The sequence below is a fragment of the Novosphingobium sp. genome, from assembly GCF_032093395.1.
In the GTDB taxonomy this organism is placed as follows: Bacteria; Pseudomonadota; Alphaproteobacteria; order Sphingomonadales; family Sphingomonadaceae; genus Novosphingobium.
Genome location: NZ_DAMDBA010000029.1, coordinates 1 through 12701 on the forward strand (window position 1 = coordinate 1; position 12701 = coordinate 12701).

11 protein-coding genes and 2 pseudogenes are annotated in these 12701 nt (G+C 58.9%); 10 read left to right on the plus strand and 3 right to left on the minus strand.

All coding sequences use genetic code 11. From position 1 onward, the window contains the following. Positions 1-307: 307 nt before the first annotated feature. The 5 genes from RT424_RS11615 (at position 308) to RT424_RS11635 (ending at position 4593) form a co-directional block, all read left to right on the plus strand. A complete protein-coding gene (locus RT424_RS11615) occupies positions 308-1516 on the plus strand; it encodes a TonB-dependent receptor plug domain-containing protein (RefSeq protein ID WP_313438014.1) in 1209 nt (402 codons plus the stop codon). Then, complete coding sequence (locus RT424_RS11620) at positions 1428-2834, plus strand: TonB-dependent receptor domain-containing protein (RefSeq protein WP_313438017.1); 1407 nt, start codon at positions 1428-1430, stop codon at positions 2832-2834. Before RT424_RS11615 ends, RT424_RS11620 begins: the two co-directional genes overlap by 89 nt. 11 nt (positions 2835-2845) lie before the next feature. Continuing rightward, the gene (locus RT424_RS11625; RefSeq protein ID WP_313438020.1) at positions 2846-3313 is read left to right on the plus strand and encodes a hypothetical protein; all 468 of its coding nucleotides are present in this window, start codon (positions 2846-2848) and stop codon (positions 3311-3313) included. Then, positions 3300-3833 carry an alpha/beta hydrolase gene (locus RT424_RS11630; protein ID WP_313438022.1) on the plus strand — a complete coding sequence of 178 codons (534 nt, stop codon included), beginning with the start codon at positions 3300-3302 and terminating at the stop codon, positions 3831-3833. The genes RT424_RS11625 and RT424_RS11630 overlap by 14 nt, the downstream gene beginning before the upstream one ends. Before the next feature lie 169 nt (positions 3834-4002). After that, positions 4003-4593 (plus strand): helix-turn-helix domain-containing protein, encoded by a 591-nt coding sequence (locus RT424_RS11635; RefSeq protein WP_313438025.1) that lies wholly within the window; start codon positions 4003-4005, stop codon positions 4591-4593. Between the two features lie 31 nt (positions 4594-4624). On the opposite strand, the gene RT424_RS11640 is transcribed toward RT424_RS11635, so the two are convergent. Then, positions 4625-5548, minus strand: coding sequence for an oxidoreductase (locus RT424_RS11640; RefSeq protein ID WP_313438028.1), 924 nt, complete (start codon positions 5546-5548; stop codon positions 4625-4627). A gap of 115 nt (positions 5549-5663) precedes the next feature. On the opposite strand from RT424_RS11640, the gene RT424_RS11645 reads away from it, so the two are divergent. Continuing rightward, positions 5664-7013: a hypothetical protein gene (locus tag RT424_RS11645; RefSeq protein ID WP_313438031.1), complete on the plus strand. Its 1350-nt coding sequence runs from the start codon at positions 5664-5666 to the stop codon at positions 7011-7013. Between the two features lie 117 nt (positions 7014-7130). Beyond that, positions 7131-8498 (plus strand): acyl-CoA reductase, encoded by a 1368-nt coding sequence (locus RT424_RS11650; protein WP_313438034.1) that lies wholly within the window; start codon positions 7131-7133, stop codon positions 8496-8498. Between the two features lie 3 nt (positions 8499-8501). Here the strand turns inward: RT424_RS11650 and RT424_RS11655 are convergent, their stop codons facing one another. Further along, a complete protein-coding gene (locus RT424_RS11655) occupies positions 8502-9149 on the minus strand; it encodes a TetR/AcrR family transcriptional regulator (protein ID WP_313438037.1) in 648 nt (215 codons plus the stop codon). Then, positions 9146-9682: a hypothetical protein gene (locus tag RT424_RS11660; protein WP_313438040.1), complete on the minus strand. Its 537-nt coding sequence runs from the start codon at positions 9680-9682 to the stop codon at positions 9146-9148. The genes RT424_RS11655 and RT424_RS11660 overlap by 4 nt, the downstream gene beginning before the upstream one ends. 291 nt (positions 9683-9973) lie before the next feature. Between RT424_RS11660 and RT424_RS11665 the strand changes: the two are divergent. The 3 genes and pseudogenes from RT424_RS11665 to RT424_RS11675 all read left to right on the plus strand — a co-directional run. Further along, positions 9974-10726, plus strand: a pseudogene (locus tag RT424_RS11665) (SDR family NAD(P)-dependent oxidoreductase). Between the two features lie 85 nt (positions 10727-10811). Further along, positions 10812-11861 (plus strand): dihydrodipicolinate reductase, encoded by a 1050-nt coding sequence (locus RT424_RS11670; RefSeq protein WP_313438043.1) that lies wholly within the window; start codon positions 10812-10814, stop codon positions 11859-11861. A gap of 311 nt (positions 11862-12172) precedes the next feature. After that, a pseudogene (locus RT424_RS11675) lies at positions 12173-12701 on the plus strand (hypothetical protein); the annotation flags it as partial.

The window sequence follows — 12701 nt, forward strand, 5'->3', positions numbered from 1 at the left end:
TCATCGCTCCTCGCAAAGAGAAGCTCTGAATCAGAAATTACCCTACTTGGGAATCTACTTTGTCAACACAACCTAATACCATTTTTATATCTATATAACAGTTGTTTACTTCTAATACGCGGTAACGATACGGCCGACAAATCTAGCGGGAAATTGCTGCACGCGAGCCTTGCACGCAGTCATACAAAGAGAGTGATTGACAGAGTTCGTATCCATAATATGTTCCTTCGAATAACATAAATAACGCCACTCTGGCGCGAAAAGAGGGAAGGCGACGGGTGGAAATCCACGCCATTGAGGAGGGGATATGAAGTCTCTGCGATTTACTGCAGTTGTGCTCTCTGGCACCGCAGTCTGGACCATCGCCGCTGCAACACCCTGTCGGGCGCAAGACGGTATGGGTTCAACGCGGGAAGTCAGCCCCCCAGATATCGTCGTCACTGCGAGGCGCAAATCGGAAGTTCTCCAGGATGTTCCCCAGACTATCAATGCGGTGACATCCGAAACAATCGAGAAACTTCGAATCAATAACGCCTCGGATATTCAACAAGTCGTCCCCGGAATTAGTCTAGAATCGTCAACATCCGGCAGTGGGGCGTTCGGTTCGAGTTCTTCGATCAGAGGTGTGCCGACCTTCCTCTTGTCTAACGCAACCCCCGTCGTGCAATTCTACATGAACGAAGCTCCTACCGGCCGCGGCCCTGAGGCAACATCATCGTTATTTGACATCGGACAGATCGAAGTTTTGAAAGGCCCTCAGGGAACGTTACGCGGCAGATCCGCGCCGGTCGGTTCGATCACAGTCACTACGCGCGACCCAAGCATGACCGAGATTGGCGGCTACGCGAACATGAGCGGATCGCACCTTGGCAACGTCAATGTCCAGGGCGCGATCGGAATTCCTCTGATCAATGACGTCCTGGCGCTCCGACTTGCAGGCGTAATCGACCGAACCGACGCCAATGGCGTCACGAGTGCAAACAACCCGATCGAGCCGAAGTCGAATACGGAAGCATGGCGCGCGACACTCCGATTCGAGCCTGCGACCAACTTCAACGCATCGATCATGTTCCAGCGACAAACTCGCCGAACCAGAACATTTGACCAGGTCGCCGGCGCAGGCAACGGCGTCAATGGACCAGCCATCGGCCCCAGCGACCGCCTCGGGATCACCGACGAGCCTTCCACCAGCACAGGTCATACCAACTACCTCGTGGGTAACGCAGAGTGGTTTTTCGCCGACCAGAAGCTCAGCTACGTCGGCTCTTACCGCGACGGTAGTTCTGTCAGCATGGCTGTGCAGGACCGGGCCAATGTGATCCCCGGTTATGAGTGGCACCAGACCACCCATACGCCCGCCAAGGAGATGTCCCACGAATTGCGGCTGAGCTCCGACGAGCGGATCGCGGGAATCTTCGATTACACGGTTGGAGCTTTCTTCGATCGCGAGTGGTCGCAGCCGACTGTGCGGTGCATTCGGAAGGCCGGGTCAGGCGCCGATCCGGGCAACGCCTAACACGCGATACTCGCTGGCCAACTACGTAGACATCCACACCAATAACAAAGAGCTGTCCGTCTTCGGCAGCCTGACTGCTCATCTGGGAGAAGATACAGAGCTTACAGCCGGCGGGCGGTACATCCACTCGAGACGAGACGAAGCATTCTCCATCTCAACCGGACCGGGCTTTAACGCGATCACCAATCCACTAATTCCCAGCCCCGCTTTTTGCGGCTTTCTGCCCGGAGTTCCGGCCGGCACTGCCGCAAGTCCGGTTTACACCGGCTCACCGGCAGTTTGCGATATCCCCATCGCCGGACGAACCATCCAGGAACTGACCAACAAAGTCACTTACGATCCGTTTATCTACAACCTTTCGATCTCGCATAAATTCACGCCGGATCTGCTGGTCTACGCGACTACCGGTACGTCATTCAGGACTGCCGGGGCATCGATCGGTATCCAGGGCGTTACAACTTGCTGCTCCGCTCCTTCGACTGCGGATTTGGGATCGTTCAACGATCTCATTTTCCATAGTCCGGAAAAATCGACGGCATACGAACTAGGGTTCAAGGCAAGCTTCCTCGATCGGCGCGCCAGTCTGAACGTCGCGGTGTTCCGCCAGAAGTTCAAGGGCTTCATCTACCTGGCGCAGTCTACCAGATATCTCTCGGTATCGGATCCGACCAATCCTGCTGGCGGATCGGTGAGCTCGTATGAATTCACCACGAACGCCGATGCGAAAGTGACTGGCTTCGATATCGAGGCAAGCTTCCGGCCCTCCCGTCGATGGACAGTGAGCGCCGGCTTCAGCTGGGCTCGTGCCAAGCTGACCAATGCGCTAATTCCCTGCAACGACGGCAACTTTGATGGAGTTCCGGATACCATCGTCCCGACGGTGTCTGATTTCATCAACGCGGGAACTATGGTTGCTCGTTGCCGGTCGAGCGACTCGATCTCCCGAACCCCGCTATGGAACCTCAATCTCCAGAGCGAATATCAGCTTCCGATTTCGGACAAGACCGATGGCTTTATCAGAGGCAATTTCAATCTCTACCCGGACAACCCCAATGCAAGCGAAGGCTACGTCGTGCAGAGTTACAGCCTGCTCAATCTGTTCGCAGGCGTGCGATCTGCAGACGGGAACTGGGAAGTCTCGATATTTGCAAACAATATCCTGAAAACGCAGGAAGTCTTGGCAAAGAACTCCGTTTCGCTACTTTCGTCGGGCGGCGTCTCGAACTTCTTCCCAGGCAGCTCTGGCTACAACGCGATCGCGTACACGCCACGCAGAGAAGTGGGCGTCAACGTCCGCTATGCATTCGGCTCACGGTAAGGGAAGCGGGTATGGCAAACCGGATACCGTCTAAAGTCCGTGGCTTGATACTGGTCGCAGCTCTAACACTCTTCTCCAACATCGGCTATGCCCAGCCGGGTCCCGCCACACAGTCCGCGTTGCCCGCCGCAGCATTCGAAACGTTCATTGCCAAGAGCGCCGATCGGGTTGAGGCGGCAAACGCGACCGCACCATTGCGAGGAACCGGCCCATATCCGGCAATGATGGAGTTGGACCTCGCAAAGCCCAACGCGACTCTCTTTCACCCTTTCGATCTTGCCCATTTACGTCGCAAGCTTGGTGTTCTGATCTGGGGTAACGGGGGATGCAGCGATGACGGTGCTAGTGCCATGGAGCACCTCGCAGAGATTGCCTCGCACGGCTATCTGGTCGTTGCTCCCGGTCGGCCGCTCACAGGTCCGCTGGTTGCCTGGCGCTCCGAGCCCGGCCCCTATGCGGACGACGGTGGACGACCTTAGAGGCAACCTGGAATGGGTGATCGCTGAGAATGGGAGACCCGGAAGCCCGTTCTTCAGGAAGATCGACACCGCCGCAATTGCTGTGGCCGGGCATAGCTGCGGGGGGATGCAGGCCATCATCTTGGCGCAAAACCCCCGGATCAAGACAGTGATCATCCATAATAGTGGCATATTCCCCGTCGTGCCCGACAATCCGCCGTTATTGATGCACCGGGAGAGGTTACAGGGTATCCATACGCCGATCCTGTTCATTGTCGGCGGAAAGAGCGATATCGCATCGAAATTCGCGCACGACACTTTCAATGGACTGCCATCGGTTCCTGCAATCCTCATCAGCAAAGAGCTGGGGCACGAAGGCACATTCAAGGCGGCTCACGGCGGGGAAGTTGCGCAAATCGCGGCAGATTGGCTCGACTGGAAGCTGGGCAGAAGTTCAACTGCACAGGGCCGGTTTCAGGGAAAACAGTGCCAACTTTGCAATGAGCCCAGTTGGACCATTGAACGAAAGGGTGCTAGGTAGAGACGGGGTCAGATGGCCGGGAGTGGCAAGGATAAACTCCTTGAACATGGCGCAAACCGGACGGGCTGGATCCTTCGGGATGTGTCAGCCCGGCCAAGCGCGCCCAGACTATCGATTTGCGATTTTCGCGCGGTCACGCCATGGAGTTGTCCGAATACGAGAGGACTCGATGACCGGCACGCCTGAAAAACGTAACCGCCTTATCCGGCCACATGACCTGCGAGTTGTCAAATCACGTCAGGCACTGCGGATGGGGCTGCTTCGCCTGCTCGAGAGCCGCAATCTCGAAAATATCACGATCAAGGACATCACGAACGAAGCGGGCGTGAGCTACCCCGTGTTCTTCAGACAGTTTGCCAGCAAGGAGGAACTTCTTGCGGATCTTGCAACAAATGAAGTGCGCATGCTCCTGGAGCAGACCTACGCGACTTTCGATCCGGCCTCATCGTCGAGCCGGGCGCTCTGCCTTTATGTCGAAGGACATAAAGCTGTTTGGAGATCGCTCCTGACCACCGGCGCGGCATCGGCGATGCGCGCCGAGTTTGCCCGGGTGTCGGCTGAAATCGGGTACTCCGGCCATCGCGCGAACCCATGGCTGCCGGTTGAGCTCGCATCCGGATTTGTCGCCAGCGGGGTATTTGAGGTGCTTGCGTGGTGGCTCAGCCAACCCGATGGCTATTCCGTCGAGAAAGCCATTAAGCTTTTGGACGCCCTTGTCATCCGCACCGTCGCCGAGCCCCAGAACCTCAATCTTGATTGACTGACAATGCTGGCAACCTCGGACACCAGCATTAGAAAACTTCCAGGCGAACCAGACGCTCAGATATTTCCCAGAGCTTGCGAGCCGATTCGGCATCCAGCGCCTGACGACCGAAGCCGCAAGGGCCCGGCTTTCCCTTCATTTGCAGCAGTCCGGTCGGACCGTAGAGCTGCGCCCCCGGGATAGACGGCGATGTTGCAGCCAGTATCAAGGAGGCGGCACCTTCCGCTGCGGACTGCCCCAATATGGGCGCGATCAAATTCAGACTCACCCAACGGGACAAACCGGCCTTGCCATTCTCGGCGTCGAACAACCCGGTAACGGAGAAGCCGGGATGCACGGGAACGCTAAGCAAGTCGATCCCGCGCTGGTTTGCCTGCGCTTGGAGCTCGCGGGCGAATAGAGCTACCGCGAGCTTCGAGCGACAATAGACCACGCCGGCCCGATAGCTCTTTTCGCTCTGGAGATCCTTGAAGTCGATTGCACCGTAGCGATGCGCAAGGCTCGTAACATGAACCACACGCGGTGACTCACTTGCCGTCAGCAGGGGCATAAGACCAGCCGTCAAAGCGAAATGCCCCAGGTAATTCACACCGAACTGCAGCTCAAATCCGTCCTGGGTCACATTGCGCTGGGGCACTGTCATGATGCCAGCATTGTTGATGAGAATGTCGATTGACGGCACCCGGTTGTGCATGCGGCTCGCAAAGTCAGCAATAGACGAAAGCGACGCCAGGTCCATCTGTTCGAAAGATATCTGCGCGGTCGGGCATTTCGAACGAATAGCTGCGACAGAAGCTCGACCTTTTGCTGGATTGCGCCCAGCCATCACCACCGAGATGCCTTCAACGGCAAGCGCCAATGCAGCCTCGAACCCAAGCCCTCCAGTTCCGGTGACGACCGCCAGCTTTGCGCGCTGTCCGGTCAAATTCTGCGACTTTTCGTTGGTTTCCACTTTTCACCCCCTCCATCACTGCGGCGTTGTCATTCTAGTTGTGTTATTCCGTGTAACGTAATAGGCCAAACGCAACAACACCCGCCATTGAAAAATGGGACTAGAGGAGACGGAAATGGGCGAGGCAGTCGACAGCCTGCTGGCGTATTCGGCCGATGGATCTGGCTACGATGTCGCGCACCGCGACGTTCAAAGCCTGCAGGTCAAGGCGCTGAACGAACGCTTCAAGGAACAGGCAACGCGTATAAAACTGGTGGAGTTGCGCGCCGCAGACGCCGGTATCGATGAAATTCGGGAACTTGCCGACATCGTGCCGCTGCTGCTCCCCCACACTGCCTACAAAAGCTACCCGGAAAGCTTCCTCTCTGAAGGCAAATGGGAAAAGCTGACGCGTTGGCTCGGCGGCGTATCGGCGAATTCGACAAAAAGCATCGACCTCACCGGGGTTTCCGATATCGATGGTTGGGTCGACCGGCTCGAGGAGGCCGGCCACTTCGTCTCCTGCTCCAGCGGCACAACAGGCAAATCTGCCATGCTGACAGCCACCGCCGACGACATCGCATTCAGTCAGCGGGACATTATCGGAGCCTATTGCTGGGGCGCGAATGCCGAAGCGTCGCAAGATGCCAGGATGTTCGGTCTGGCGCCCGTCGCCAAAGTTCCGAAGAACACCGCGCTTGGCGAAGCACTGAACTCCGCTTTTGCCTCCCCTGAAAAGGACCGGTTTGCCTACCCTGTCCCCCCGATCACCGTTGGCTCGATCACCGGCATGATCGTTCTGCGCAAAGCGATAGCAGAGGGGCGGGCCTTGCCCGAGCAGATCGCCGCATTCGAAGCCACTTCAGCGGACCGCCAGAAAGCCATGAGCGAAGCCGTCGGAAAATCCGCGGACGCTCTTATAGCCGCGCGCTCGGAAAAGCTATTCGTCAGCGGAATGTGGACTAGCCTTCATGCGATCGCGGTCGAGATCCGGGGTCGCGGCTATGGTGCGAAGGACTTCAATCCCGAGAACCTGATCTACGTGGGCGGCGGCCTCAAGGGGGCTCAATTGCCCGAGAATTACCGAGAGTTCGTCCTCGAAACTTTCAACATCGCTCCGCACCACGATTTCCAGATGTACGGCATGCAGGAAATCCAGACCTCCATGCCGCGATGCCAAGAAGGCGGTCGCTATCATGTTCCGCCATGGCTCGTGTGTTTGCCGCTGGACAAGGAAGGCGACAAGCTATTGCCGATCGACGCCGGCGAAGTGCAGGGCCGCGCTGCGTTCTTCGATCTTTCCATGGAAGGTCGATGGGGCGGCGTGATTTCAGGAGATCGGATCGAAGTCGACTTCGCGCCGTGCCCCTGCGGCGCCCGCTCGCCCTCGATCAAGGACAACATCGCGCGCTACTCGGATCTCGAAGGCGACGACAAGATCGGCTGTGCCGGGACGGTAGACGCCTACGTCCGCGGGATCTCCTGAACAGGCATCCATCGCTCAAATTGCAGGAGCAAAAACATGAACATTCAAAATGGGCAAACTGCGATAGCGCCGGCGACAAACGCACCGGAAGCCGCACCGTTTTTCATCTGCGGAAAGTTGGTTGAGGGTAACGATGCGGTCCACCGCTCGCGCGACCTCGGTGTCGATTTCGCGACCCCCAAGGTCAACCTCGACGCGCTGGTACATCCGCGTACTGAGCTCCCTCCCCTCCTCAACGTGCCGCTGGCTGAGATCATCGATTTTCTCGTGGAGGCCGGCCAACGCTTGTGCGATCCATCCAACCCCTACGTCGAGGCATGCATCGAGCGCATGGCCCGGGTCAGCTTGCAGCCCCGCAGCGTGATCGAATTCACAATCAAGGACGCAACGAACTATCTCGACAAGAAAGTACTCACCGAAGTCGTCGAGCAAAACTTCCCCAATCCCAGGGCCCTTGACGAATGGGTGCCGCGCACGGACCATCAGGGTCGGCGCAGCTTTGTCAGGGCCTATGCGCCCCGCCTGGTCCATGTCCTGCCCGGCAACTCGCCAGGCATGGGAATCCGCTCGATTGCGCAGAGCGCGCTCGTAAAGGCAGTGAACCTTTTCAAGATGCCCTCAGCCGACCCCTTCTCCACGGTCGCTTTCCTGCGGACGATGGCAGAAATCGATGCCGATCACCCCGTGGTCCGTTCGATGTCGGCCATCTACTGGCGCGGGGGCGACGAGGCGATCGAGCGCATTCTGTTCCGCCCCCAATACTTCGATAAGGTGGTAGCCTGGGGCGGCGGCGATGCCATCGACAATGTCGCCAAGTACATCGGCCCCGGCTTCCAGCTCATTTCCTTCGACCCAAAGACTTCCATCTCGATGGTCGGTCGCGAGGTTTTCGAATCCGAGGCTGCGATCGCGGAGGCTGCTGAACTCAATGCCAGCGACATCTCGATCCTTGACCAGGAAGCCTGCGTTGCGAGTCGCTTCACCTTCATCGAGGCGGATGCCGAACAAGCCGACCGATACTGCCGGATTCTGGCGGACCGGCTGCGGATCGACCGTACGGGGCAAGGCACGCCCCGCCCTCTCGACCTCGACCTTAAGGAGGAAATCGAGACCCTGCGCCTGATGGGCGACGATTATGCGGTGTTCGGCGCTGCCGACGGACGAGGTGTCGCGATCCGATCTGAAGATCCCGTCGATTTTCATCCGCTTCGCAAGACCTCGAATGTCGTGTCTGTCCGGGATCTTTCCGAGGCGATGAAGTATGTGAACGTCGCAACCCAGACAGTCGGCGTCTATCCATTCCATCGTATGGCGGGACTGCGCGATCACCTCGCGAGCGGCGGCGCCCAGCGCATCGTCCGCCTGGGCGAAGCTGGTCCTAGCTCGATCGGCAATCCCCACGACGCCATGTATCCCTTGCATCGTTTCGTACACTGGATGGCGCATGAGGATGGCTGCGAGGTGAGATCTCCGCCGGCCACCTAGCAATCAATCTCGGTGTACTGCGGGTCCGAGCACCGGGTCCTGCAAAACTCGGGCGATTGTCGCGACGGGAGAGTTCGGCCCCTGGTCCAGCCACCCGCCAAGAACGTCAAAGACGCCGTGCGCAACAAACGTGGCCGCCAATGCAGGCGGCATGCCGGCACAGAATGTCTTGGCATCCAAGTTCATCGCAATGATCGAGCGAGTGAATTCGTTTCTCATGGAAGTTGCTGCTCCCTTTGTGAGCAGCAACTTCCAGAGGTCTCGTTTCCCGTTGACGAGTGCGCAAAGGGCCTGCAGTTCGTGGGCATTGTCAGCACTGCCGATTGCCGAACGGATATGGTCGAGGAGGAGGCGCGTCTCCTCTCCCGCTATGTCCTCCAGCAAGGCTTCTTTCCAAGCAAACTGCCGATAGAACACTGGCACTGTCACTCCAGCCTTGTCCGCGATGCCTGTGATCGCGATATTTTCAAGCGTGGAGGATTTTAGCAGGTCGAGAAATTCGCTGCGCAGCGCATGATATGATTTCGCGACTCTGAAATCCTGAAATCGGCTCTTTTGCGCGCTTCGGCGGCAGGTAATCTGACGAGACACTTGCGCGATGGATGAATCTGCTCGATCGACGTTTGTAGCAGCATTTGGAAGCGCTTTCACGGCGTTATTGCCACTCCATCCCCGCCCTTGCCGACCACATACCGTCGAACGACTTTTCCTTCCCTGACTTCCAGCTCCGCCACGGTATTGCGGCCGGTTTCCGCCACGAGAACTCGCTCATCAGAGGCTGCGAAGATGGCCGTCACCTGAATCGCGTCGATTGCCCCACTAACGGAAATTGTCCTTAGCAGCTGCCGCCGAGGCACGGAGTAGATGCCGAGTGTGCCGGCCCCGATATTCGAACTTATCGCCGTCTTCCCGTCACGACTTATCGCGATCCGGATGGGCACAGGGTCCGCAGGCAGAACCGCGAGCGTTTTGCCGCTTGCGATGTCGAAGACTCGAACGCGCGGCGCAGAGTTATCGCCAACCCAAAGTTCTCTACCGTCTCGGCTGACAGCCAGGCCTTCCGGATTACCGCCGACACGAAGATCCGAGCGCTTCCGCATCGTGCGAAGATCGACAATGCTGATCGCACCGGCTGCCACATCGGAAACATATGCGGTTCCCCGATCGGGGGAGAGGACAACCATATGCGAGCCAGCTTGGTCAAGTCTGGCACCGGCATCCCCATCTCCTGTTTTGTTGAGCCCTGCACGGCTGCAATATTGCTCCAGGATCCGCAGCGTCTGGAGGTCTCCTTGGCCAATTCCTGACTGCACAGCGAAGTCGAGTCGCGGCTCAGGCCCAACTATCTCCAGGCTGGACAGGCTTCATGTTGTGCGCCACATTATCGCATAACAGGCATAGCCGAAGATCATACGCCGGAAACAGAAATGCGCTCAGGTGAACTCTTGCCGAGCGCCACAAATGGGAGAGAAGAAATGGTTGCCAATCGCGTCGTCGTAGTCACGGGCGGAGCCTCGGGTATCGGGCTCGGAGTCTCACGGCTATTCGCGAGCAAGCGCCACCCCGTCAAGATGCTCGACGTCCAGGAGGAAGCGCTGGAACGCGAAAGTGAAGCGCTCCGGGCGCAGGGCGCACGCATTGTCGCGGGCAAAGTCGACGTATCCGATCGGGCGAGTGTAAAAGCCGCTTACGCCGCGGTTCGCGAAGAACTCGGCCCGATCGGGATCGTGGTCGCCAATGCCGGCATTTCCGAAGGCATTCGTTTTCAGGACGTGACCGTCGAAACCTGGCAGCGCATGATCGACATCAACCTGACCGGCGTTTTCCATACTGTTCAGGCCGCCTTGCCCGATATGGTCGATGCCAACTGTGGCCGGGTCATCACCATCTCGTCACAGGCAGCACAGTCCGGGGCAGCAGACCGCGCGCATAATTCCGCCGCCAAGGCCGGCGTGATCGGGTTGACCCGCTCCCTTGCCCGCGAATTCGCCGGCCAGGGCATTACCGTCAACACTATTCCCCCGTCGGTCATTGCCACGCCCATGGCCGAGGCCGGTGTTGCAGCGTGAACGTTGCCGCCTTTGGAGGTCATCTCCCAGCACATCCCGATCCCGCGTCCCGGTACGCCGGACGATATCGCAGCGGCCTGCGAATACCTCGCCTCGGACGGCGCCAACTATGTCACCGGCCAGGTACTCGCCGTCAATGGCGGCATGTTCATCGGATAAAGGCAGATCGCGGCCGACGGCATCAGGCGAGGGTCTCGCTTGGTGCCATCGCCGTGCCGCCTGAAAATGCCTGGGAGCGAATGCAATGAGCAAGCCATCAGAAGCCCGAAAGCTGCGCGTGGTGCAATGGGCTACCGGAACGGTTGGAGCAGCAGCCATGCGCGCCGTCCTGACGCACCCCGACATGGAACTTGTCGGGGTCAAGGTCTACTCGCCCGCCAAAGAGGGCAAGGATGCCGGCGAACTATGTGGATTGCCGCAGACCGGGATCAAGGCGGTTCGCGATCTGGCATCGGTGCTGGCACTCAAGCCGCACTGCGTCGTCTACATGCCCGAACTCACCGATTACGATGATATCTGCGCTTTACTGGAAAACGGCATCAACATCTCGTCCACGCGGGCCGAATTCTTCCACCCAGGCAGCATGGACCCGGCGACCCGCGCAAGAATCGAGGCCGCCTGCATCAAGGGCGGAGCAACCCTCCACACCTCCGGCAGCAGCCCCGGCTTCATTACCGAAGCCCTCCCACTCGTGCTCTTGTCACTGGCACGGCGCCTCGACCTTCTCACGATCGATGAGTTCGCCAACTGTATCGACGGGTGCTCTGAGGAAATGCTGGTCGGCATCATGGGCTTCGGCGAAACGCCTGAAGCCTTCGCGCAGCGTCCGTTTTACGAACGGGACGAGGTTTTCAACCATTCATTGCGTGCGTTAGCCCAGGCGGTCGGCATCGAGATCGAACGGTTCGAGGTGTCCAGTGAAGTCGCCCTCGCGAAAGAGCCGGTCAAGCTTCATGAGAGCACCATTCCTGCAGGCTCCGTTGCCGGGCAGAGAATGGTCACCACCGGTTATCGCAACGGAATGCCCGTCATGCGCTTTCGGTGCAACTGGTTCGTAACCGAACAACTGGAGCCCGCGTGGGATCTTCGCGGAGACGGTTGGCGAGTGACGGTTGAAGGCGACACTCCGTTGGACATAAGCATCGGATTTCCCATCCCGCATGGCGAACGCCAAGGCACCCTCCCCAACTTGACGGCGCACCGCCCTGTCAACGCAATACCCAGCGTCTGCGCCGCTCCGCCTGGTATCGCCACGACTGCGGTGTTGCCGCAGGTGCTCGCACGCTTAAGTTGAACAAGCGCCCTACCGTCTTGTCCCGCACTGCGGTGCGGCAATAAAAACGATTTCCGGAGAGAACCGATATGCCCAGAACCGAGTGCGCGCGCCTGCGCCGACCAGCAGGTCAAACCGCGAGCATAGCCATTGCATTGGCCTGTTTTGGTGCAGGAATTGCGTCGATTTCCTTCTCGTCGGCATCGGAAGCAGCTCCGCTGCCCCCGAAACCCGAACGCGTCGACATCTCGGCGCTTCCCTTGCCCCCTGCCGCGCCATCCGAAGCCGCCGGTGCCTGCTCATCAGACGTCAATCCACGAGGCACCGGCTGCATGACCGCCGCCGATGACGGCATCGTCGAAGGCCCTGCCTATATGGGGGATGCCAGGCACGTTCTTCTCACCGTCCATTTTGCCGGGGCGCGTGTAGCTCCGGGCGCCGGCTCCATTTACGACGGCCCGCAGGTCATTGCCGTCAAGACCGACGGCACCGTCTTTCCCAACGGCGACGCCTGGAAATGCATAACGTGCGGCGTGCCGGACGAGGCTCGCCGTGACGCTAACCCCGCTTCCACAAATGAACACGGGCGCCGCGTCCCGCAGGGCGCCGGGTGGCTGAGCCTGGACCATCCCCAGGCATTCCCCGGCGATACAAAGATGATTGCGGGAACCAACGTGGTCGACTGCGGCACATACAAGCTGACTGACGACCACTGCACGCCTGATCGCATCCGCATCTATCCGATCCGCTGGAATGCGACGGCAGATGGAAGCGGCCCTGGCGGCTCGATGCGCGAACTGCGGCTCAATCCCGATGGCCAGCATCTGATGTGGAGCCATATGAATGCCGCCGGCCCCGACA

Excerpts from the sequence above, each read along its gene's own strand:
- RT424_RS11635 (WP_313438025.1), top strand. The coding sequence starts at position 4,003 with ATGACCGGCACGCCTGAAAAACGTAACCGCCTTATCCGGCCACATGAC.
- RT424_RS11625 (WP_313438020.1), top strand. The coding sequence starts at position 2,846 with ATGGCAAACCGGATACCGTCTAAAGTCCGTGGCTTGATACTGGTCGCA.
- RT424_RS11660 (WP_313438040.1), bottom strand. The coding sequence starts at position 9,682 with ATGGTTGTCCTCTCCCCCGATCGGGGAACCGCATATGTTTCCGATGTG.
- RT424_RS11615 (WP_313438014.1), top strand. The coding sequence starts at position 308 with ATGAAGTCTCTGCGATTTACTGCAGTTGTGCTCTCTGGCACCGCAGTC.
- RT424_RS11645 (WP_313438031.1), top strand. The coding sequence starts at position 5,664 with ATGGGCGAGGCAGTCGACAGCCTGCTGGCGTATTCGGCCGATGGATCT.
- RT424_RS11670 (WP_313438043.1), top strand. The coding sequence starts at position 10,812 with ATGAGCAAGCCATCAGAAGCCCGAAAGCTGCGCGTGGTGCAATGGGCT.